Genomic DNA, 23,155 nt, shown 5'->3' with positions numbered 1-23,155 from the left:
CTGCGATCTCGACGCATGGAACCCATTTGGCGGATACCTCAGACGTGGGTGCCACATCACGATCGTTTGGGAAGCGATGGATTCCACTTCGATCGAAGCGACGAATATTCGTGACGAGACACCTCGGTTTTTACTATTTCAGTCATGTCCCAATCGAATGATTCGAAGCGTTTTCACCATGTCGATGCCATGCGCGCCGTTGCGGTGATACTCGTCATATGGACGCACTATGCCGAGCGATTTGCGCCGATTGCGGGCTCGCAATACGTGCTCGACACGCTGCAACGATCCATGAACTTCGGGCGGGTCGGTGTGGTGGTTTTTTTTGCGATCAGCGGCATGCTGATTCCCAGCAGCCTGCACGGAGAGGTTGGTGCGGGAACAAAGCGGTTCCTCGTTCGACGATTCTTCCGGCTATACCCGGCATACTGGTTGGCGCTTCCCTTGGGGTATTTTGTTCATTGGTATCTGTTTGATAAAAAAATGGATATCGATGGAATCCTTGCAAATGTGACGATGGTGCCTGCCGCATTTGGAGAAAACCTGATATTGCCGCATGGCTGGACACTGGAAACCGAGTTGTATTTTTACGGGTTGTGCCTGATCCTGTTCTGGCTCGGCGCACTTCATCGGATGTCCTGTCTGTGCGTTGTCAGCATCGGGCTAACCGGGCTGTTCGTGACGATCGTCGAGCTGAAACTCGCCCCTGCCGGTATGCCGAGCGAATATAAAACGCTGCCGTATCATCTTGGCATCATGTTCTGGGGGGCCTGTTTTCGTCGGGCATACGACTCGCCTCTTGAATTGCTGCGCTTTCGATGGGCCAGGGGGGGCGGGCAGGGTCAAATGGCTCTAACTTATCGATCGGCAGTAGCGTGCCTGACGGTGGTGATCGCGAGCGTCGCGCTGATGGGGGCGCTCAGCGATTGGCGACACCACAACATGGATCACTTTCCGACCTCGCTCGCTTACTTCATTGGCATCACGATATTCGTGATATTGGCGACCTTGCTGAAGCTTCGCATTCGTCTGCTTTCATGGCTTGGCGAGATCAGTTACTCGATCTACTTGCTGCATAGTCTCCCGCTGTTTGCAATGTTCTGGCTGTGTCAGCGTTTCCACCTTACCGGATGGCCTCTCGGTCTCTACATGATCATACCGATCCTGCCTTTGATTCCATTGTCCTGGGCGGGCTATCGATTATGCGAAGCGCCGTTTGTGCAGCTTGCGCGTACGCTCACGGCGCGTCGGAGAAGCCGTGTGTTTGCCTCTGGCGAGGCCGATGGCTGATCCGCGCGGATCGGTCTGACCGGCAATCGGACCGGCCGGAAAAGTGAAAAGCGGACGTTTCGCGGGATCGAGAAACGAACGCACGATATCTCCCGGGGGATGCCGGACTGCGGCATGAAAGGGATACCGGTCGGCACCGCTCGATCAGCGAGCGGCTTGCGTTCCGGGGATGGTGGCTGCGTCGCTTCGGTGGCGGCAGCGCCGGTTGGATCAGGTACCGCTGTTCATGACTGAACCTTGGTCTTGCCATGACTTCATCGTGAGTGAAGTGGTGAAGCGATTGGCAGTGCAGGCTGAGGGGGAACAGTCCCTGCAACGCATTTCGTTAGAGTTTATTAGAACAAGGATAAGACCATGACACCTGTCCAGTTTGCTGGATGCGTCGGCTGGCTTCACGAGGGCACGCGTACACACGGCATCGTCATTTGCGAGCCGCTCGGTCACGAAGCACTTTGGCTTCACAAGCTCGTGCGTTCACTCGCCGAGCATCTTTCGGACCGCGGCTTCCCGGTGCTGCGCTTTCATTATCCGGCGAGCGGCGATTCGCTTGGCGACGAGAACGATCCTGATCGCTTTGATCAGATGCTCGGTAGCGTTCGATCTGCGGCTCAGGCGCTGCGAGAGCGCGTCCCGCTGGACAGTCTGACGCTCGTTGGCGTACGCGCCGGCGCGGCAGTGGCGCTCCTCGCTGCCGACGGCATCCCGGGGCTCGGTCGTTTCATCGCGCTTGCGCCTGTCGTGCGCGGTCGCGGCTACCTGCGCGAGCTCTCCGTCGTCGCGCAACACTGGCTCGACAATGCCCCACCGACCGTGAGAGACGCGGTTCGTGAAGAGAAACCGCTCAACATACTCGGACACATCTATCCCGACGATCTGGTTGCGGCGCTTCGGCGCATTGACCTGTGCCAGGCGACCGGTCAATTGAGCACATTACCTGCGAGCGTATTGCTTGTTGATGCGCCGTACGGCGACAGTGCGTCGCTATCGGAGGCACTCCAGGCGCGTGGTGTCGCGGTCAGTGTCCAGTCGTGTGCCGACTGGGCTGTCGCCATGCGAGAGCCTCTCTGGTCACGGCTGCCGGATGCATTGCTTGACACGATTGCGGGCTGGATGGACGACGGTCCCGGCGAAACCGTTCGCGTGTCCGCGCAGCGCCCCGAGACCGGCGTAGCCCTGACGGGCAAAGGGAGTGTCGAGCGAGTCGTTCGTGTGGGGCCGGCCCAGTTGGTCGGCGTGCTGTGCGAGCCAACCGACGACGTCATGCGCGCGGCCGCGCCAACCCTCCTGATCACGAATACGGCCGTCAATCCGCGCATCGCGGACGGGCGACTCGCGGTTCGACTCGCCCGGTCGCTCGCTGCGCAAGGTATCTGCAGTCTGCGCATCGACTCAAGCGCAATCGGCGACAGCGGCGAACGTGCGTGTGACAACCAGTGGGACATCCCGTATTCGGATCAGATGATCACCGACATGGTCTCGGCCGCAGACTGGCTGAAAGCCGGCGGGCATCATAAGGTTGTCGCGTTCGGTATCTGCTCCGGTGCGTACACGTCGCTTCATGCCGCCTCCCTTGGGCAGTTCGCCGGCGTCATCGCGGTCAATCTTCCGGTCTTCGTGTGGCCACGCGGCGAGACGCTCGCGAACGTGATCAAGAATCAGACGAATTCGATGCGAGGCTATTTTGCATCGCTGCGCAGCCCCGGAAAGTGGCGCCGCCTGTTGGTCGGCGGTCGTGATCTACGTCCGGTACTGCGCGGACTGTTGCGCCTCCTTGCGGATTTCATGTCGGTGCCGATCATGCGTGTCGCGGAGCGGATCGGGCGAGGTCCGGGCAAGGATACGCCGCGGGGATTGCTGCGCGACATGTCGGCGCGCGGCATCCGCACGCATCTCATCTACGGAACGTTCGATCCGGGCGTCGATGCATTGGTTCGGCATTTCGGTCCCGCATCGCGTGCGTTTTCACGCTTGCCCAACGTATCGGTCGACATTCAGGAAACCGTCGATCATTCGCTGCACGGTGGTGCCGCCGCGCAATATGTGATCGAACGTTGTGCGACACTGCTTGCCGGCTGGTGGACGCCGGCGGAGGTAGCGGCACCGGAGAAACCGAAACGCGCGACCGCATTGCACTCGCGCAAGCGGCGCACCGAGTCGACGCTCTGAGTCGCGGTGGTATCGTCGCGATCGGGGCGTGCAGCGTTGTGTAACCGACGTTATCGCGGCCATTGTTTCGCGCGTTTCGGGAACATTCTCCGGTGTGTCGCCAGGGTGTGTGAAACGGATTCTAAGTAACCGCGCGAACAGATTCGTCGTTCTCGACGCATTATCGTAGCGGTGTCGTGTTTCACGTAGCCACTTTTTCGACGTGCGTGGCACCGTGACTCCGCCCAGGAATACCGATGAAACGAAATTGCGAAGAATGCCGGAAATCGAGCACACCTTACTGGCAGCAAGCGACCCGCGGCATCGCACAGATCGCGCGACGAATCGAAGACGGCGGCAACGCGTTGCGCTACCGGTATGACGCGTATCGAGGTCCGTCGTGATGCGTGTGCTGGTCATCAATGACTTCGTTCGAAAGGGAGGGGCGGAGGAGGTGTACCGGACGTCCGTCGACGTGCTGCGCGCGCGCAACGACGTTACGGTCGAAACCTTTGACGAGCGTGCGCTTTCCGGTGTCGAAAATAGCCGGCGCGAGCGTGCGTGGTCGCGTGCTGCTGCGCATGCGCTCGCTGCGCTGCTCGACCGGTTTCGTCCACAGCGGATTCTTGTACACAACTATCACAATCTGCTATCGAGCGCGATCCTTCCCGTGCTCGCCCGCTACAAGCGGCGCTCGGGCTGCCGTTTGTACATGACTGCGCACGATTACCATCTGGTGTTTTGCAATCCGGGCCTGCAAGTCTATTCCCGCGGACAGGCGCAGCCGTTGTCGGTTGAAGCGTTGCATGGCGGCCGGCGCTTCGTCGCCATCGCCAGTCCGCACGGAATTCTCCATGATGTCGTGAAGAAGGTGCATTGGCACACGGTCAATGCGCTTTTCGATCCGCTTGGCCTGTTTGATGAAATCCTCTGCCCGAGCCCGTTCATGCGTGACCTGATCGCCCGATTCGGGCGGGCGCGTGCCACGCTTCTGTCGAATCCGATTGCCGCGACATTGATTCCGTGCGCGCCGAAACCTGCGCAGCGGGCTCGCCTGGATCTCGCGTTCGTCGGTCGTATCGAAGCGGACAAGGGCCTGGCTCAGTTTCTCGAGCGGATGGCCGAACCCGCCGGCGAAGCGATCGGATCGTTTACCGTCTATGGTGAGGGGTCGGAGCGTGGTCGTCTCGAGGTGCGCCATGCAGACCTTGTCGAAGCCGGTAGGCTGCGTTTTGCAGGTCGCCTCGACCACACCGCGCTGTTCGGTGAACTGCCGAGACACGACGCACTTGTGCTGCCATCGGTCTGGGTGGAAAACGCCCCCCTCGTGATAGTCGAGGCTGCGGTGCTCGGCCTGCCCGTGCTGACGAACGACATCGGAAGCCTGTCGACATTTGGCGACGAGATCGGCAACAAGATTCTCTATCGAAACACCCCTGAAGATTTCTCACGCGCAATCGACGCGCTACGCACACACCTCGCCCGCGACAATCGCCACTACGATTGGTCGCGTTACTCGATCGATTGCTACGCATCGTCGCTGTGTGCCGTTCTCGGCCTTGACGAGCACATACCGCGCGCGCGGGCATATTGACAGTCGGCGTACTGTTCACTTCCAGTCCAGAAAGCACGATGACTGCTGTTCGAAAAAACTTCGCCATGTTGTTCGCGTTGCAGATCTCGACGTACGTCGTGCCGCTCGTCACGTTGCCGCTCCTGACGCGTGTGCTCGGCCCGCAACAGTACGGACGATTGTCGTTCGTGCTCGCGGTTACGACGTACTTCATCAATCTGGTGAATTACAGCTTCGACCTGACGGCAACCCCGCGTGTCGCGCTCGCGCGCGACAAGGTCGAGCGCTCGAGAATTTTCTGGACGACGATTTGCGCTCAGTGGCTGATCACCGTCGCAGGCTTCGCCGTGCTGATTGCGATGACGTCGTTGATCCCGTACTTTGCCGCCGAGCGGACGGCGCTGCTGATCGAATTCGGAATGGCGATAGGCGCCGCGCTCACGCCAGGCTGGTACTTTCAAGGCATCCAGAAGCTAAGCGTATTCAGCATGACGGTGGTAGGGTACCGCGTACTCAGCGTTGGCGCCTTCTTCCTGTGGGTTCATACGCCGGACGATGTGCTGCATGCGGTTGCCATCAACGCGGCTGTACCGTTGCTTTGCGGATTCACCTTGCTCGCTTACCTGTTCTTCTGTCGCGAGATCGCACGCGTTCGCGTGCAGTTCGCCGAAATCACCGAAGCATTGAAAGGCGGCACGCAGGTTTTCCTCGCCTCGACGTCGATCTCGTTCTACGCCTCGACGAATACCGTGCTGCTGAGTATCGTTTCCGGTCACGTCGCCGCAGGTTATTTTGCAGCGGGCGACAAGCTGATCCGTGCCGCTGTCGGCATGTTGCAGCCGCTGAGGGCAACCACCTACCCACACATCACCTATCTGATGCATAACGCGCGAGACGAAGCGTTTGCGTTCCTGCGCAAGCTGATTGTCGTGCAGGGGGTGCTGGTGCTGGCCATGTCGGCAGCGATCTACGAGTTCGCCCCGCTTGCGGTCCGGATCCTGTATGGAACCTCGTTCGAGCCGACAGTCGGCGTGCTGCGTTGTCTTGCACTGGTACCGTTCATGGCGTGCATGACCGATCTCTTCGGCGTTCAAACGATGCTGCCGCTCGGCATGAAGCGCATGTTCAGCACGATCCTGATCTCGTCCGGCTTGCTGAACGTAACGATACTGCCGCCGCTCGCGTCGCTATTTGCGGAGCGTGGCGCGGCAATCGCGGTTTTGATGGTCGAAACGGCCGTTGCCGCGGTGCTCGTGTATGTGCTCTGTCGTGAACGGGTTGGCCTGCTTAAAATGCCGGCGAGATCGAGGTAACGCGAATCGCGAGGGAATGGAGCGTCAACGGCTCGTTTTTCGCGACGACGAGCACGAAGGGATGCTTGGGCGACACGCGCGATGATCGCAGGCGCCGGCGACGACCGGATACTTCATCTTGAGGCAGCCGACCGCGCGGCCGACGATACAGCGGCGCTGGCACGACCGTCTCGATGACTCTCGAGGGGCGAGCGGCAGCGCATGTGCTGATCACGATGGCGGTAGGGCGCGAGCGTGGCGGATCGTGCGCGACGCGCGTCCCGTTTCCGGTGCCCCGTCCAGGTGGCGGCGCGTGTCGATCGCCTACAGCCCGTCGAATATTTCCGTCATCATCCGTGCGCTTCTGCTCCAGCAGTATTTTTCCGCGTGAAGGCTGCCCTTCCGTTTGAGCTCGGCTCTGAGCTCGGCGGAGTCCAGCAGACGCCGTAGTTTTTCCGCGATGTCGTCTTGCGAATACGGATCGCAGTACAGCGTCGCATCGGAGCAGACTTCCGGCAGCGCCGCGGATTTTCCGACGATCGTCGGGCAACCATATCGCATCGCTTCAAGAGGAGGGATCCCGAAACCTTCGTAAATGGACGGATAAAGGAAGCACGCCGCATGCTGATAGAGTGCCTTCAGGCGTTCGTCACTGATATAACCGACGTACTTGATGTTCGGTTCTCCCGCCGAGACGTGATCCTGGTTTCCGAACACGGCGGTGTTTCTCATCCCGACGATGACAAGGTCGACCGACGGATCGTTGATCTGCCGAAACGCCGCAATGAGTCGGCCAAAGTTCTTGGTGGGATTCATGCTGCTGACCGCGAGCACGAACCGGTTCGGCGTTAGCGAATGTTCTTCGAGCACACTCGTGTCGGGCTGAAGTGAGTCGAGGTGATCCGAGCCGAGCGGAACGACACGGATTTTCTCGGTGGAAATGCCGCAATGGTAGGCGAGTCGATCCCGCGAAAAATAGGAATTCGTCAGCACGCAAGCGGAGGTTCGTGCCAGGATCCAGAACATGATCCGGTACCACACCCGAAACGACCGCGAAAAGTGAGCAGGCGTATCGAATACGGCGGCATCATGCATGTAGATGATCTGGCCGCCGGCGAAAATCGACGCCGAATTGCCGAGATTGACGAGGCGGCCGGGGCGGGCGAACAGCGGGAGTACCAGTTGCTCCCAGACGACGCCCTTGTAAAAGCCGACCTTCACGGTCCGGGATCCACTTACCTCTACGCCAGGTTGCGGAGGCACCAGGACGGTCACCGGATCTTGAGGCTGAAACTTGATCAGCGCGGCGATCAACTCGCGCGCGACCCGTTGCACCCCGGTCGTCTTCTGCGTGGTGAATCGACCGTTGTACACGAGCTGTTTCGGTTTTTTGAATGCGATCATCTCAATCGTTGAATATCGTACTCAGAATCGGGCTTTGACGTGATCCAGGCCAACCGGCTCCAAGTCGCGGGCGCCGGTACGAGACTCGACGGTGTCCAGGCCGTAAAGGGTGTGCCACTGCCGGAAGACTGCGTTCATCGAAAATCGTTGAACCGCTCGTGTTCGAGCAGCCGCGCCCATTTGCGCGCGAAGTTGCGGGTCGTCGCGCAGCATGGTCAGATACGTGGCCATCTCGTCGACGCTCGATGCGATAAATCCGGTGACGCCGTGAATGACCACGTCGCGGTTACCGACTACGTCCGTCACCACGGCCGGGATGCCGGCAACCTGGGCTTCGATCAGGGCAACCGGCATGCCTTCCCAGCGAGAGGTCTGGACGTAGATGTCCAGCCCGGACGTGAGTGCCAGCGCATGTGCGCGAGTCACCCAGCCGCTGCAGATGACGGCCTTGCTCTGGCCGGGATCCGGAATCTCTGTCGCGCTGCCGCCGATCCACAGGAAGTCCACGTCGGCACGCTGCAGTTTGGCGGCCAGCTCGACGAATGCGTGATGGTTCTTCTGGAACGTCGCCCGGCCACTCATTCCGACGACGATCTTGCAATCGTCTCGCGTTCGACGGGTCGGGATCTCGCCGACGTCGACACCGTTTTCCACCAGGACAGCCGATTTCGACCGGACGTTGTCCCTGATCTCGCGAAGCTCGCTGCCCGAGCACGCGACAATGGTTCCGCCGATGTGAGCCGCGATTCGTTCAAAGTTCAGATAGGCGTATTGCTTCATGCGTGAAATGTCGGCACGCAGGAACGAAAGTCCGTGCGGAGAGTAGAGGACCGTGGCATTGGGGGCGGCAATCCTCGCGGCGAGACGACCCAGCACGCCTGCCTTCGACGAATGCAGATGAATCGCGGTCGGCTTGCAGTCGCGAAGATTCCTGGCCAACGCACGTACGCTCAGCAGATCCTGTTTGATGCTGATCTCACGGGCCATGTCGACGTAGATCAGCTTCACGTCAGACCGGAACAGCGTTGAAAAGTCGGCTGGCGTCTCCGATCGAATCGAGTGCAGCACGGTGACATCGACGCCGGCTGCCGCGGCATGGTTGGCAAGCTGGGTCAGCATCGAGAGCACGCCGCCACCAAACGCCTCGGCAATATGAACGATCTTTTTTGTGGTCATCTTTGGGGCTACCGGTTCGATCGCGTTTTTCATCACTCGCCGTGAAGAGGGTTGGATGGCGAAGTGTCAAATTGCCTGCGAGTCACACAGGCGCGACGTCCGGTTCATTGAGGTATGGATTCCTAATTGGTAATGCATGATGATTGCGGCCATCGAAGCGTGATTCGTTGACGTTGACGGGATGGCCGGGGCAGGCCGATATCCGGACGACGTTACGTGGATCATTGCGCTGACCGCGTACGACAGTGACCGACGGCATTGTGTTTGCCGGACGCGACGATCGACAGGGACCAGTCCCGAGCGCGATATGTCAGGCCGCGCCCTGCGGCGCAGCAGATGCAGGCCTCGGGCGACCGTCACACAAGATCACTCAACCGTGAGTGCCTGCCGTGGCGACCAATCGGTGATGGAGACATTGTGCAGCGCATGCGCGACACGCTGGGTGCGATGGCTTACCGACGGAGGGATTAGTCGATGGCCGCCCCTGTCGGGCGACGTGCATCGAATGGTTTGCAGATATGCAATCCTCACCGTGCACGCGCAACGAATCGTGGAACGGCGTGCCGCGTCAGGTCGAGGTCGTGCCGGATGCCTTGGTCTGCTGACGCACCGAGGCCTGCCCGGATCTCGTGATTCAATAGACGGTAACGTCTTGGTCGTGTCGAGGGAGTCGCATGCCCGACCCGCGGTCAACGGTGCGCGGAAAGGCGGCTCATTACCATCGCTACGGGAGCAATCGATGTCCGGGTAGCGGGTGTGAACCCTGTCTTTCGTGGTGCGCAATTGTGCGAGCGTACCTACCAATGACCTGCGCCGGATTGTTCCAGGGAGCTGACTCGATATGCGTGGTTCACAATGCCTGTCTCGCGTATGCGCCGTGATCGCCGGCAGTTTGATGGCTGGCGGGTTGTCGTGGCCTGGCGTCGTCGCGGCTGCCTCCGGAGCGCCCGCACCGGGCGCGCTGCATGCGAATGTACCGGATGCATACGTTTATCCCGCTTCGGACGCGGCCGATCAGGCGGACGGGTTGCAACGCGCACTGGACAGGTTGCGTCCGGGGCAGCGATTGGTGTTCGCGCCCGGGCGGTATACGGTCGGCCGTTCGCTGATCGTGCGGCGGCCGCGTGTCGTGCTGTGGGGTTACGGAGCGACGCTGATGGCGAGCCGCCCGGACGACCAGACGATCGAAATGCGGGGCGACGGGACGACGCTCATTGGATTTCGGCTCAAGGGAACCGGCGCGACGCGCCTGGCAACGCGGGAGTCGACCAAGGTCGAGGTGACGGGGCAGGACGTGCAAGTGCTCGATAACGTCATCGACGGGGGGGCCAGCGCCGGCATCTTCGTGTTTGGTGGCACGGGTGTCGCGATCGTCGGTAACGAGGTACTGTCGACGCTCGCCGACGGCATTCATATGACGCATGGCGCGCGCAACGTGCTGGTCCAAGGCAATGTCGTGCGTGACACCGGCGACGACATGATTGCCGTGGTGAGCTACCAGGGCGACGGCGCGCTGAGCAGCAACGTGCTGATTACTCGCAATTCGCTCGAAGGCAACACATGGGGGCGTGGAATCACGGTGGTCGGCGGTGCGGACGTGACGATCTCGAACAACATCGTGCGCAACGTGCAGGTGAGTTCCGGGATTCTCGTCGCGCAGGAGGACAGCTTCCAGACCTACGGCGCGTCCGGTATCAGGGTCGAGAACAACGTGATTGCGGATATCCAGACGGCGAGCGGCCGGACCGATCCGCGCCCGCTCACGCAGCAGGCCGCGATCGAGGTCAGCACGTGGTCGGGCGCGGTGACGCAAGTGGCCGTGGTCGGCAACCGGGTATCACAAGCGCGTTTCGACGGCATTCGCCTATGGGGAAACGTGTCCGGTGTCAGGCTTGCGGACAATCAATTGTCGGGGATAGGCGGCATGCCGGTACGGGTTGGTCCGAAGCAGGATTGCGCAGTCGGCAATGCAAAAGTCGCGCCGTGTGCGATGGTGCTTCAATCCCGATCGGCCGCGCCCGACGTGATCGGTGCGGATACGTCGTTGCTGCCGACGGTACGCGAATTCGTCGGGCAACCTCGTTGATCACCCGGCGGCATCGGTTGACGATGGAGCGCGCGCAGCGAACGAGGTCGCCCACGACGCCGTTCACGTGAAAATCGGGCGGAGCGCCCGTCGGTCATGTCGGTTGAGCAGGCAACGCTTCGACGGCGCGCCCGTACTGATCGTCGAAGCGAACAATATCGTCCTCGCCGAGATACTCGCCCGATTGCACCTCGATGATTTCGAGCAGGATCCGGCCGGGATTCTCGAGTCGATGCACTTCGCCGACCGCGATGTATGTCGATTCGTTCTCGCACAGCAGGAAGGTCTCGTTGCCACGCGTCACCTTCGCGGTGCCGCGCACGACGATCCAGTGCTCGGCGCGGTGATAGTGCATTTGCAACGACAGCTGCTTGCCGGGCTCGACCACGATCCGTTTCACCTGAAAACGCTCGCCGAGATCGATCGAATCGTAGTGGCCCCACGGGCGCTGCACCTTGCGGTGCGCGCTCGCCTGCGGGCGCCGGTCGGTCTTCAGCCGCGCGACGACGTTCTTCACGCGCTGCACGTCGTGCTTGTTCGCGACCAGCACCGCATCGGGCGTCTCGATCACCACGACGTCCTTCATCCCGACGCACGCGATCAGGCGCCCCTCCGAGCGCACGAAGCTGTCCTGCGTATCCTCGAACACGATCGGGCCGCGCGCGACGTTGCCGTGATCGTCCTTCGGCATGATTTCCCAGATCGCATCCCAGGTGCCGACGTCCGACCAGCCGGCCGCGAGCGGCACCACGATGCCTTCGATGCCGAGTTCGCCGTGTTCCGCGAGGCGCTCCATCACCGCGTAGTCGATCGAGTCGGACGGGCACGTGTCGAAGGCCGCCGCATCGATCCGGAAGAACGGATCCTCGGCGATGCCCGCACGCCATGCGGTTTCGCAGGCCGCGTGGATGTCAGGCGCGAGCGCGGCGATCGCCCTTAGCCAGACCGATGCGCGCGTGACGTAAATCCCGCTGTTCCACCAGTAGTCGCCCGACTGCAGATAGCGCTCGGCGAGCGCCGCGTCGGGCTTTTCGACGAAGCGACCGATCGCGTAGCCGCCCTGGCCGCCGTGGGGGCCCGTGCGCGGCTCGCCGACCTGGATGTAGCCGTAGCCCGTTTCGGCGCGGCGCGGCAGCACGCCGAGCGTGACGATTGCGCCTTCCTGTGCGTAGCGCGCCGCGCGCGCGATCGCATCCTGGAAGGCGCCGACGTCGGCGATCACATGATCGGCCGGCATCACCGCGAGCACGGGATCGTCCGCGAGCTGGCTTGCGTCGAGTGCCGCCAGTGTCAGCGCTGGCGCGGTATTGCGTGCGGCCGGCTCGAGCAGGATGCGGGCGGGTGCCGCGCGGCCGAGCACCTGTGCGGCACTCATGACACGATGCTGCTCGCCGCAGACCAGCAGCAGCGTGTCGCCGAGCGCGGCATTCGCGATGCCGTTCAGGCGGCGCGCCGTCGCCGACAACGGCGATTCGTTCGAGGTCAGCTCGATCAACTGCTTCGGATACTGCTCGCGCGACAGCGGCCACAGCCGCGTGCCGGAGCCGCCCGCGAGAATCACCGGCAGGATGCACGGCAGGTCGGGCTCGGGAACCGGACGAAGGGTGCGGGTCATCGATTGGCTCCGGTGTCGGCGGGCTGCCGGTTGTGTGTGCGGCTGTCGGCTCGCGCGTCGTCGTTGCGCGACCGGTGTGCCGACACGGCTCGCGACAGCAGGTTGCGCAGCGCGCCTGCAGCTCGGTCGGACGATCGCACCAGGCCGACGAATGGCGCACCCTGTTCGAGATACGGGCCATAGGCCTTGCGGAATCCGAAACGCTTGTAGAACGCCTGGCGCGGCGCCGGGACGTGCGTGCGCACCGCAGCCGCGGGCCATGCGGCCTGCGCGGCGGTGAGGGCGCGCTCGATGAGCCGCTCGAGCGTATCGTCGTCGCGGCGGCTCTCGCTCGTGAGCACCTTGTCGATCACGACGTCCGGGTCGATGTCGTCGCCGGGCAGGATGCGTGCGTAAGCCGCGACTTCCATGGTGTCGCCATCGCGCAGGGTCGCATAGACATGCAGCGCGCCCGCGTCCTTGCCGTCGATGTCGAGATGCGTGTGCGCATCTTCGACCACCAGCACGGCGTTGCGGGCGCGCAGGATTGCGTAGAGGTCGACGGCGCCCAGATGTTCGAATTCACAACAATGCCATTCCATGATGCTGTCCTCGCGTGATGCCTTCGGCATGCCGTGCCGCACGGACGCGATCGTCCCATGCAGCGCGGCGATCCTCATCATCCGGGTGCGCGGTGCGTCGGTCTGTTCGAAAGCGTACTCACGATCCGGATTCGCCCGGCCGGCGCGGCTTGCGCAGCCGGGAAGCGCCGCACGAGCGCCGCAAGGTGCGGTAGCACACACCGGGATGGCCGGTGCCTTTTCATAATTGCCCCATCCTGGCGGCCCGCGTCGATGCGAGGCCAGTCAACATCGAATGTCAATAAAGAACCGGGGGCCGGACTTGAAGACTGCGAGCGTTCACGACGGGCCGGTCGTGCATGGCGGCGCCGGGCACACACTCACGCACGCGGTCGGCTGTATCGCGCAGGCCGGCCGTGAGCCGCCTCGTCGAATCCCGCCGGGGCAGTGCGTGCCCGTGCGGCGTGCACGTCCTCCATCCGCATGCCGTTGTTGCGGCTTGGGATCAGGCGACGCGGCCTGGCCGATGGCGACGACGGGCAGCTCGCATCCGTGCCGACGAAACGCCGGATCCGGTCCCGACGAGCCTGAGCGTCGCGTGGCGGATCGCCATGCTGCATTGCGGGAGGCGCGCGCCGGCGCGACCGACTTCACACGTGGCCGCGACGTCTCGCCGGAGAGCGATCGGCGTGCGTGGCACGCGTCTCGCCGTGCGTCGACGCTGCGAAACGGGATGCGTGACGTGGCGCGGTTGATTACGGTATGTAACGGACGAGCGGAGACCGAGCGGGCCGGGCGTCGCCGCGATACGATTCGGCTGTCCGGCGGCGCGCGCGATTATGTGGCAAGTGGAATGCGGTGTCGGCTATTCCCGGGGATTTCGGTGAAAATGACTGGCAATCAACCGTGCCTATCTTGGGGAAAAGTAGTATTTGCCACTGATTGACTCGAATACTCGGAGATAATCAAATCTCAGTGGTCAAACGCGCGTGGTGCGGGGCAACCGGTTGCATTGCCGGTCGCGTAACCGGCTGATTCAGGTTTATCTTTTGGTAACAAGGCCATCTCGAAACGGGGTGTAAATTCAGGAGCGGATGAAATGCGGCGGTCATTCCGGAAGCGGGTTGGCGGCCATCCGGTTCAGCATCGGGCGCAACGGTCGTGTACGACGTGACGCACATGCCGACGGCATTCCCGTCTGCCGACGCGTTCCGCCTGGATGGCGGGTCGCCTCAAAGCGGGAACGTCGTGGCTCCCTCAGCCGCGCGTTCCCTTCGAGTTCGATGACAACGAGGCCGGATGACATCCGGCTCGACCTCCGGGGGCTCTCGCCGTGTGCAGTTTCGATCTTCGCCAAAGCTGCGGAAACGCAGCGCGGAAAGGTGGCCATGCGCCGCCGGCCGCAGCGCACGCGAACGGTTCGCGGAGTGGAGAAAGTGATGGTTCGTTATGAATATGCCAATAACGCGCGATAAGAGCGCCGGCGCGGGGAGTGGTAACGGGCAGCGTCCGCTGATTTACTGGACGCAGTCGCCGTCCGTCATGCTGCGAAAGGAACTGGCGCGACGCGACTGGAAAGTGTCGATCGTTGCGCAGGCGAGCGAGCTGCGCGACACGTCCGGTGAAATCACCTGCGGCATCCTCGACCTGAGCGGCGGCCATGCCGACGCGATCGGGAGCATCGCGTCGACCTGCGCGTCGATGCGCGACGTCGTCTGGGTCGCACTCGTCGACGTCGGCCAGACCGCTTCGCCGAACGTGCGCGCGCTGTTGCGCGACTATTGCTTCGATTACGTCACGTTGCCCGCCTCGCATCAGCGGATCGCCGATACCGTCGGCCATGCGTACGGCATGGAGTGCCTGTTCGCGCGCGATCGCGAACGGCTCGAATCGGAGGAGAAAGGCATCGTCGGCACCTGCAGCGCGATGCTGCGGCTGTTCGATACGGTGCGGCGCTTCGCGCGCACGGACGCACCGGTGTTCGTGTTCGGCGAAACGGGGACCGGCAAGGAGTTGACGGCGGTCGCGATCCATCGCCATTCGGAGCGCCGCAACGGCCCGTTCGTCGCGGTCAACTGCGGCGCCATTCCGCCGCACCTGCTGCAATCCGAACTGTTCGGCTATGAACGCGGCGCGTTTACCGGGGCGAACGCACGCAAGGTCGGTTATGTGGAAGCGGCGAGCGGCGGCACGCTGCTGCTCGACGAGATCGGCGACCTGCCGCACGAGAGTCAGGCGAGCCTGCTGCGTTTTCTGCAGGAGCGCGCAATTCATCGGCTGGGCGGCAGCGATCCGGTGCCGGTCGATGTCCGGATCGTGTCGGCGACGCACGTCGACCTGCGGGACGCGATGGCGGAAGGGCGCTTCCGGCCGGACCTGTTCCACCGTCTGTGCGTGATGCGCATCGACCAGCCGCCGCTGCGCGCGCGCGGCAAGGACATCGAGCTGCTCGCGCATCACATGCTCGAACGCTTCCGTGGCGACGCGCGCCATCGCGTGCGCGGCTTCTCGACGGATGCGATCACGGCCCTCTACAAGCACGACTGGCCCGGCAATGTCCGCGAGCTGATCAACCGCGTGCGCCGCGCGGTCGTGATGACGGAAGGGCGCCTGATAACCGCGCAGGATCTCGAACTCGAGTACTGCCTCGATGCCGCGTCGCCGTCGGTGGCCGACATCCGCAAGTCGATCGAGCGCGAGGCGATCGAAACCGCGCTGCTGCGCACGCGCGGGCGCGTCGCGGCGTCGGCCCGCGAGCTCGGCGTGTCGCGCGCGACGCTGTATCGCTGGATGGAGGCATACGGGATCGAGCGGCCGCGCGGCACGGGCTCGTCCGACTGAGATTCGACAGGGGCGCTCGCGGCTTTCAGCCGCCGCGAGCGCCGCATCAACCGGCCTGCGTGGCGCGCACCGTGCGCGCGGCGTTGACTGCCCGGACTTCCACGGCCGGCGGCACATCGGCCGCGGCTCCATGCTTCCCGGTCAGGTCAAGCGGAACGAGGGTGACGCGCGCCGGCGTGTCGGGCGCGAGATGGAACCAGTCGTCGCGCGGCAGGTAGCCCGGCGCATCGATCTGCACATGACGCGCAACGTGCCGTGTGTCGATGTCGACATGCCACGTGTTACCGGTGCGCGACACGCACGCTTCCAGCCCGAGTTCACGGCGCGCCAGGGCGGCCGGACCCGTGCGGGACGGGAAATGGAACGCCTGCGACAGCAGCGTGCCGTCGTCCGCGCGGAGTGTCGCGACGACGGTGTCGTGTTCGCAGGGCCCGAAGCGGTACGCGTAGGTCCAGTCGAAGAACCGGCCGAGCAGCTCGGCCGAGCCGATCCGCACGGCGTCGTGCGCCGCGATTCGCACCGGGCAGCCGGCCCGCGCGACCGGCGTGCGGCCGTCACGCAGCGCGACCAGCTCGAGCGCGGCCGACAGCGGCGCGGGGCGCTCGTTGACGACATGCACGTCGAGCCCGTTCAAGCCTTCGTCGACGAGCAGCACCTGCACCGGCTGCAGGACCTGGCGCAACGCATACCACGCCGATTTCGGCCGGTGCGCGGCGTCGATCACCCCCCAGCCGGCACCGGGCATCACGTCCTGGAACTGCCAGACGAGCGCGCCGGCGCAGCGCGAGCCGGTGCGCCGCCATTCCGAAAACGTTTCGCGCATCAGGTCCGCAATGACCGCGCGCGACAGCTCGAAGTAGCGCGCCGGATCCTCGCGCCGCAGCCGGTCGGGCACGACGTCGTAGAGCGTCTGCAGATAGTGGTCGCGTATGTCCTCGAAATCCCACGACGTGCCGGGGTCGCGCGGCACGGCCGCCTTCCAGCGCGGCTCGTGCACGCCGGGCCAGCCGAGCTCGGCGAGCGTCGCGTCGCACGGCACGTTCGAGAACGCGAGGCATTCGCTCGCGAAGCGCACGTCCGCGCGCCGCGCGTCGTCGAGCGGGCGCAGGTAGGCACCGACGCCGTAGTAGTGCGACACGCGTTCGCGCGGTGCGAACGGCAGCACGCCGCCGTCGGGCGAATCGGGCACATACGGGACGTCGGGCCGGCATGCGGCCGCGTGGCCGGCCAGCCGGTCGGCGGTCAGCTCGAGGAAGCGCTGCTTCGGGCCGAGCCCGGACATCGCGGCCTGTTGCGCGATCTCGCTGCCGCCGCACAGTACGGCGAGCGACGGCGATGCGCCGTGACGCGAGAGGAACTGCCGGGCTTCGCGATCGACGTTGTCCGCGAACGCGGGATCGTCGAACGCATAGTCGAAGTTCGCGAACATGAAATCCTGCCAGACCAGCAGCCCGAGCCGGTCGCACCACGCGTGAAAGGCATCGGCCTCGTAGGTCATCGTGCCGCCGACGCGGATCATGTTGAAGCCGGCGTCGCGCGCGAGCCCGAGCAGGTGCGCGTAGGTCGCGTCGTCCGCGTGCAGCGCGAGCGGCGCGGCACTGCTCCAGCACGCGCCGCGCGCGAACACGGGCACGCCGTTGATGCGCAGCCCGAAGCCCTTGCCGTCGGCGCCGGCGTCGACTTCGATCGTGCGGAAACCCGTTGCACCGAGCGGTCGCACCGCGTCGCAGAGATGCAGCGCAACGTCGTACAGCACCGGCTCGCCGTGCGTATGCGGCCACCAGCGGCACACGTTGGGAACCGCGACGCTGGCGCGCAGACGGTCGGCACCGGCACGTTCGAGCGTGGCGTGGTGCTGGCCGCACGACAGCCGCGCCGCGATCGCGTCGGGCAGCGGCGCGGCGAACGTCAGTTCCGCATCGAGCCAGCCCGTGTCGCCTTCGATGCGCGCGTGCAGGTCGCAATCGACGAGAACGGGCCCGTCGGCCGGATCGAGCACGTCCACGGGCCGCCAAGGGCCGGTCGGCACATACGGCGGAAACCAGCCCGGCATGTGGCCGAACAGCGACGTACGGATCGTGCGCAGCGCCGCCGGCTCGGCGAGCCGCGTGCGCCAGCGTGCCCGGCGCGGCGCGCGCGTGTCGCGCAGGTGCGGGGCGAGCGCCCGGAAACACAGGGTCAGCCGGTGCGCGCCGTCGAGCGACACGGATACGTCGTGTGCGACGAACATGCTGTCGGAGCGGAGGATCGGCGTGTCGTCGAGCCACGCTTGCGCGAGCGTCGCGAGGCCGTGAAAGCGCAGCACGCGCGGCCCGTGTCCGCGCAGTTCGATCCGGTACCAGTGATCGCGCTCGTCGAGCGATTCGGCTTCGTCGAGCCGGCCCGCAAGCGCGAGCGACTGCGCGACCGTGCCGGGCACGGTCGCCGGGATCCAGCCGGCGGCCGGGAGGTCGCGCGGTTCCCGTGCGACCCCCGCGGCCGTCGCCAGCATCGACCACGCGGGCAGGGCGCGCGTGCGCGTCACCGCATGACCGGCACGGCTGCCGCGGTGTCGCTGCGCATGGGTGTCGCGTGCCGCAGCGGCAAGGCGATTTGCCGCGCGCAGGCAACCACATCCGCGTACGCGGCCTCGATCGCTTCGAGCGTCGACTCGCCGCGCTCCTCCTTGCCGCGCGCGCAGGCGCGCGCGAGCCGGAATTCGAGCACCATCGCTTCGGACGCGATGCGGTCGCACGCGGCGCGGATCTCGGCGAACGGCCCGACGCAGCCGCTGGCCTGCAGCCAGCGCGCGTAATGGCCGAACAGCTCGAAATTCGCGCCGAGCTGCCGTACCGAGTTGAACGAGTACGCATGGAAACGCTCGAGCGGCGAATCGGCGAGCGTCCGCGCATCGGTCTGCAACTGCCGCCGGAATGCGGCGATCGGGTCGACGACCGGCAGGCGCCGCAGGTGGCGCTGCAGCGCGGCGAGCGACGTTTCGCACAGCGCACGCTCGTCGAGCGGCGCAAACCGCCGCTTTGCGCATTCGACGTACGGCGGCAGCGTCATCGGCGAGTTGCCGCCGACGAGCCCGTTGTAATCGAAATCCTCGGCCACGTAATAGCCGCTGTTGTGGAAGTAGCCGATCTGGCGCCTTGCGCGGTCGATTGCATCGATGCCGATCGTCGTCTTCGTGTGCTGCGTGCGGTAGCTGCTGCCGCGCGTATCGGGCAGGAACCACGCGTCGACCTCGACGATCATCAGGTGGCCGCGCGCAACCTGCGTCTCGATGTGCTGGTCGAGCGGCTCGTAGATCGAGTGCTCCTGCACGACGATGCCGTACAGCCGCTCCAGTTCGTCGTGCGGAAACTTGAAGAACGTGAACTGGTCGCCCTCGAAATCGAGCGCGATCGTAAACGGCAGCGCCGCGTACGGATTGAAGCCCCACCAGCGGAGCACCTCGAGCCACATGTCGACGTAGCAGTTGGTCTGTTTCCAGACCATCTCCTGGCCATGCAGCGGATGCGGCCGGTAGTGGCGCGCGCGGTGGCGCACATCCTCGAACGACGCGTCGTCGCCGTCGCGGGACACGAATCTCATGGCGTGCCCCACAGCACGTCGCGGACTGCGTGCGGCCATGCATCGATGTCGAGGCCGTGATGACGGAACAGCGCGAGCGTGAGCCGTTCGAGGCCGAAGCCGACGCAGCCCGTGTGCGCGACGTCGCCCGTGGCGGTGCGGATGTCCCACAGCAGCCCGAAATGGTCCATGTGGTAGTTGAAGCTCAGGCAGGCGGTCTGGCGACCATCGTGCTCGATCGGGATCAGCAGCTCGAACTTCAGGTTCTGCTCGCGCTGGCTGTTCGCGACGATCTTGCCGCCGCGCCCGAAGAACGGATCGTTCGCGAGGTCGATCGCGTTGGGCAGGCGCAGCATCTCGATCATCCGCGTGCCGCGCTCGATCCAGGTCTCGCGGAACGCGACGATCTGCTCGGGCGTGCCGATCCGCACGTACTCGCGCATCCGGAACAGCTGCATGCGGGTCGGATCGAGCGACGGCTCGTGGCGGAAGCAGTACGAGAAGACGTCGACGATCCGGCCGTCGGCCGGCAGCGCGCCTGCGCGTGCGACGACCGGGTAGACCGGGTAGCACGCGGCCGGCGTCATCACGACGTAGGTCGGCTTCTGGCTTTCCGTCCAGTCGTCGCCGCGATCGAGGCACTGCAAGACGCGCTGGTGCTGGTGTTCGTCGCCGCAGAACGCATGCACGCTGCCCGCGAGCTGCGGGAAGCTCTTCATGTATTCGCTGCGCTCGAACTCGGTGCGGCTCATCGCCGGCGGGAAGCGCAGCACTTCGGCGTGCTGGTCGGCGCCGATGCGCGTGACGAACGCGTCGAGCGCTTCCACGACGCGCTCGAACCGTTCGCTGCGGCCGAACAGGCCCTGGATGCCGGTGGACACCAGCAGGCCCGCGTCGATCAGTTCGTCGCGCAGCGGGTTGACGCCCGCGCGGTCGATCGGTGCATCGGCGGGAGCGGAAGCGGCGGAGGGCACGGCAAGGCGATCGTTCACGTATGTTTCTCCAGCGTCGCAGGACGCAGCGCGAGCAGCAGGTTCGAGGTGTTGACGGCAATGCGGTCGTTGCTGATCATCAGCGGCGCCGCATACAGGTCACGAATGTGGCGGCCGATGCTGAACGGCGTGCCCTGCTTGTAGCCGGCCATCCCGCAGATCATCATGGCCTGGTGCGCGACTTCCAGCGCGGTCGTCGACACGTAGGTCTTCAGCGTGTTGATCTCGGCGGCCCGGGCCATGCCGGCCGACCACGAGCGGGACGCCGGATTCGCATGAAGGCGCAGCACGTTGTCGACGCGGGCCTGCATCGCCTGCATCAGCGCAAGCGATTCGGCGATGCGCCGCGACGCGGGCGACGGCGCGCCATCGGTCTGGCGTGCCTGCGCGCGGAAGAACTGGTGCGCGCGGTGGAACGCGTCGCCGGCCACGCCGATCCATACCGCGGCCCACAGGATGTGCGACACCGGCACCATCGTTTCCTCGGCGATCTTCGCGAACGGCACCGGCAGGCACTGGACGGCAGCGCCTTGCGCATCGAGCTCGAAACCGTTGCTGCAGGTGCCGCGCATCCCGAGCGTGTCCCATTCGCCGCGGCGCGTGAGCGTGTAGCCGTCGCGCAGCAGCGTGACGAGCACCTGCTCGGAAGCCGGCGCGTCCGCATCGCGTCGTGCGGTCGCGAGGATGCCGTCCGCATAGTCGCCATACGAGATCGTCGGCGCGGATTTGCGCAGCCGGAACTCGCCGCCGTTGATTTCGAGCGCACACTGGCTCGCACGCAGGTTGCCGCCGACGCCGTCTTCCGACGTGGCCGATGCGAGCAGCCACTGGTGACGCACGAGCTGCTGCAGGAACAGTTTGTGCCAGCCCTGGTCGAGCGCGTGGTCGACGATGCAGGCGACCTGGATCTGGTGCATCGCGAACACCATCGCCGACGACGCACAGGCCTGGCCGAGAATCGAGCAGGCCGACGCGATGTCTTCCAGCGACGCGCCAGCGCCGCCGAGATGGGGCGGCACCATCGCGCCGAGCAGGCGGCGCGAGCGCATGGCCTCGATCGCCTCGACGGGGCAGCGCGCGTCTCGGTCGACCGCGTCCGCGTGCTGCGCGGCGATCTGTGCGACGGCATGCGCGGCCTCGTCGAGCCGACGCGAATCGCTGTCGGCCGCGAGTTCGGGAAGCAGCGCGCTCATGCTGAATGCTCGGTGCGTTGCAGCGTGGTGATCGTGTCCGCGAGCGCGTCGATGCTGCGGAACAGGTTGCGGTTCAGCATCTCGTCGGGAATCTCGATGTTGAATTGCTTCTCGATCGCGAGCATCAGCTGGATCGTGTCGAGCGACGAAAGGCCCGCTTCGTAGAGATCGTCCCCGTCGCCGATCGAGTCGATCGCGGCTTCGAGATGGGCGACGTGCTTCAGGATGGTTCTGATTTCGTTTTTCACGTGCTGCTCCGGCGTGCGTGGTGTCGTCCGCTCGGGCAGACGCGCGATACGCGCTGACGTCCCCCCGGCAGTCCGGCATCAGTAGACCATTGGCAGACGCGGCGTTCTGTTCGCCACCCTACAAACAGCTAACCCGGCAGGCAGGCGGCGCGCCGGCGCCGTCCCGATGCGGCATGCCAATCAGGCGCGCGCCGCGGCCGGCACGCCCGAATCGGCAGACAGGATGCGCTTCATCTCGTCGCGCACGATCGCGCGGCAGCCGCACGACATTTTTTCGAGGCCGGCGAGGTCGGCGAGCTCGATCGAGCTCCGGTATTGCCGGATCAGGCCCAGCTTCTGGATTTCGCCGGCGGCATCGGTGACCGTTTCGCGGCGCACGCCGAGCATCTGCGCCAGCATGCTGTGCGTTACCTGGATCTCGATGCTGCGCGTCCGGTCGTACGCGAGCAGGAACCATCTGCATAACTGATGTTTGAGCACGTGATGACGGCTGCAGAACGTGATCTGGGAGACCTGCGCCATCAGCAGCCGCACGCACAGGAACACGAGATGGCGGATGACCGGCGATGCGTCGAACGCCGCGGCGAACACGCGCCGGTCGAGCCGGTAGACGAAGCCGTCGCGGCAGGCCACGGCACGGCACGGCATCCGGCCGCTGCCGCCGATCACGTCGTCGCACACCACGCTTTCGCTGCCGATCTCCGCGACTTCCAGCGTCATGCCGCCGGACGACACGTACTGCAACGAAATCGCGGTCGTGACGGGCAGGTAGACCGCGGCGAGCATTTCGCCGGGCTCGCAGAGCACTTGCCCGGATTTCAGGTGGACGAGTTGAAGCTGAGGGGCCAGCGTCGCGAGTTCTTCGCGGTCGATGGCCGCGAGAAAGCGGTTCGCATCGAAGCTGTGGGAAAGCTCGATCATGCCGTTCGCATGCGCGACGGTGTCAGGGGCCTGATGAGTCACGGCGCATCCTCGTAGGGTGGCGGTCACGCGTCGTCGCGGCGATACCCCGAAAATGGGGAATTCGCACGATCGTGCGGACTTGTGTTCGTCAAAAATGGAGTGACGATACTGGCGAAGAGGCTAGCACGGCATTGAAACCGAACAATTGCATATTGCGTCATTTCACAAAGTTTGACGATTTTGTCCAGGTGAAAACGTCATCTGGATTTAATGATTCAT

At 64.5% G+C, this 23,155-nt stretch carries 16 protein-coding genes; 6 read left to right on the top strand and 10 right to left on the bottom strand.

Features of this window, described 5'->3' with window-relative positions; genetic code table 11:
* Window positions 1-144: 144 nt before the first annotated feature.
* The 4 genes from LGN17_RS01095 to LGN17_RS01080 all read left to right on the top strand — a co-directional run bounded on the left by LGN17_RS01095 (window position 145) and on the right by LGN17_RS01080 (window position 6,321).
* Window positions 145-1,290, top strand: a complete 1,146-nt coding sequence (locus LGN17_RS01095; RefSeq protein ID WP_226194806.1) for an acyltransferase family protein — start codon at window positions 145-147, stop codon at window positions 1,288-1,290.
* A 354-nt stretch (window positions 1,291-1,644) separates the two neighbouring features.
* A complete protein-coding gene (locus LGN17_RS01090) occupies window positions 1,645-3,456 on the top strand; it encodes a serine aminopeptidase domain-containing protein (protein WP_226194805.1) in 1,812 nt (603 codons plus the stop codon).
* A 382-nt stretch (window positions 3,457-3,838) separates the two neighbouring features.
* On the top strand, window positions 3,839-5,029 hold the full coding sequence (locus tag LGN17_RS01085; RefSeq protein ID WP_226194804.1) for a glycosyltransferase: 1,191 nt from the start codon (window positions 3,839-3,841) through the stop codon (window positions 5,027-5,029).
* Between the two features lie 38 nt (window positions 5,030-5,067).
* Window positions 5,068-6,321: an oligosaccharide flippase family protein gene (locus LGN17_RS01080; protein ID WP_226194803.1), complete on the top strand. Its 1,254-nt coding sequence runs from the start codon at window positions 5,068-5,070 to the stop codon at window positions 6,319-6,321.
* Window positions 6,322-6,624: 303 nt separating this feature from the next.
* Here the strand turns inward: LGN17_RS01080 and LGN17_RS01075 are convergent, their stop codons facing one another.
* Both LGN17_RS01075 and LGN17_RS01070 read right to left on the bottom strand, forming a co-directional pair.
* Window positions 6,625-7,704 carry a glycosyltransferase family 4 protein gene (locus LGN17_RS01075; protein ID WP_226194802.1) on the bottom strand — a complete coding sequence of 360 codons (1,080 nt, stop codon included), beginning with the start codon at window positions 7,702-7,704 and terminating at the stop codon, window positions 6,625-6,627.
* A 21-nt stretch (window positions 7,705-7,725) separates the two neighbouring features.
* Entirely contained in the window at window positions 7,726-8,880 is a 1,155-nt protein-coding gene (locus LGN17_RS01070) for a glycosyltransferase (protein ID WP_226195263.1), read from the bottom strand.
* An 841-nt stretch (window positions 8,881-9,721) separates the two neighbouring features.
* Here LGN17_RS01070 and LGN17_RS01065 point away from each other — a divergent pair.
* On the top strand, window positions 9,722-10,966 hold the full coding sequence (locus LGN17_RS01065; protein WP_226194801.1) for a right-handed parallel beta-helix repeat-containing protein: 1,245 nt from the start codon (window positions 9,722-9,724) through the stop codon (window positions 10,964-10,966).
* Window positions 10,967-11,060: 94 nt separating this feature from the next.
* Here LGN17_RS01065 and LGN17_RS01060 read toward each other — a convergent pair whose 3' ends face one another.
* Both LGN17_RS01060 and LGN17_RS01055 read right to left on the bottom strand, forming a co-directional pair.
* Window positions 11,061-12,581 (bottom strand): mannose-1-phosphate guanylyltransferase/mannose-6-phosphate isomerase, encoded by a 1,521-nt coding sequence (locus LGN17_RS01060; RefSeq protein ID WP_226194800.1) that lies wholly within the window; start codon window positions 12,579-12,581, stop codon window positions 11,061-11,063.
* The gene (locus LGN17_RS01055; RefSeq protein WP_226195262.1) at window positions 12,578-13,192 is read right to left on the bottom strand and encodes a drug:proton antiporter; all 615 of its coding nucleotides are present in this window, start codon (window positions 13,190-13,192) and stop codon (window positions 12,578-12,580) included. The genes LGN17_RS01060 and LGN17_RS01055 overlap by 4 nt, the downstream gene beginning before the upstream one ends.
* Before the next feature lie 1,398 nt (window positions 13,193-14,590).
* Between LGN17_RS01055 and LGN17_RS01050 the strand changes: the two genes are divergently transcribed.
* Window positions 14,591-15,982 carry a sigma-54 dependent transcriptional regulator gene (locus LGN17_RS01050; protein WP_226194799.1) on the top strand — a complete coding sequence of 464 codons (1,392 nt, stop codon included), beginning with the start codon at window positions 14,591-14,593 and terminating at the stop codon, window positions 15,980-15,982.
* A gap of 46 nt (window positions 15,983-16,028) precedes the next feature.
* Here the strand turns inward: LGN17_RS01050 and LGN17_RS01045 are convergent, their stop codons facing one another.
* The 6 genes from LGN17_RS01045 to LGN17_RS01020 all read right to left on the bottom strand — a co-directional run bounded on the left by LGN17_RS01045 (window position 16,029) and on the right by LGN17_RS01020 (window position 22,936).
* Complete coding sequence (locus LGN17_RS01045; RefSeq protein ID WP_226194798.1) at window positions 16,029-18,506, bottom strand: glycoside hydrolase family 2 protein; 2,478 nt, start codon at window positions 18,504-18,506, stop codon at window positions 16,029-16,031.
* A complete protein-coding gene (locus LGN17_RS01040; RefSeq protein WP_226194797.1) occupies window positions 18,503-19,561 on the bottom strand; it encodes a DUF1839 family protein in 1,059 nt (352 codons plus the stop codon). Before LGN17_RS01040 ends, LGN17_RS01045 begins: the two co-directional genes overlap by 4 nt.
* Window positions 19,558-20,532, bottom strand: a complete 975-nt coding sequence (locus tag LGN17_RS01035; protein WP_226194796.1) for an amino acid--[acyl-carrier-protein] ligase — start codon at window positions 20,530-20,532, stop codon at window positions 19,558-19,560. Before LGN17_RS01035 ends, LGN17_RS01040 begins: the two co-directional genes overlap by 4 nt.
* A complete protein-coding gene (locus LGN17_RS01030) occupies window positions 20,529-21,725 on the bottom strand; it encodes an acyl-CoA dehydrogenase family protein (protein WP_226194795.1) in 1,197 nt (398 codons plus the stop codon). The genes LGN17_RS01035 and LGN17_RS01030 overlap by 4 nt, the downstream gene beginning before the upstream one ends.
* Window positions 21,722-21,973 (bottom strand): acyl carrier protein, encoded by a 252-nt coding sequence (locus LGN17_RS01025; RefSeq protein WP_046547642.1) that lies wholly within the window; start codon window positions 21,971-21,973, stop codon window positions 21,722-21,724. Before LGN17_RS01025 ends, LGN17_RS01030 begins: the two co-directional genes overlap by 4 nt.
* A gap of 180 nt (window positions 21,974-22,153) precedes the next feature.
* Window positions 22,154-22,936: a Crp/Fnr family transcriptional regulator gene (locus LGN17_RS01020; protein ID WP_226194794.1), complete on the bottom strand. Its 783-nt coding sequence runs from the start codon at window positions 22,934-22,936 to the stop codon at window positions 22,154-22,156.
* Between the last annotated feature and the right edge of the window lie 219 nt (window positions 22,937-23,155).

This window comes from Burkholderia sp. AU30280 (assembly GCF_020420125.1).
Classification (GTDB): domain Bacteria; phylum Pseudomonadota; class Gammaproteobacteria; order Burkholderiales; family Burkholderiaceae; genus Burkholderia.
This window is presented reverse-complemented; position numbering and strand designations above follow the sequence as displayed.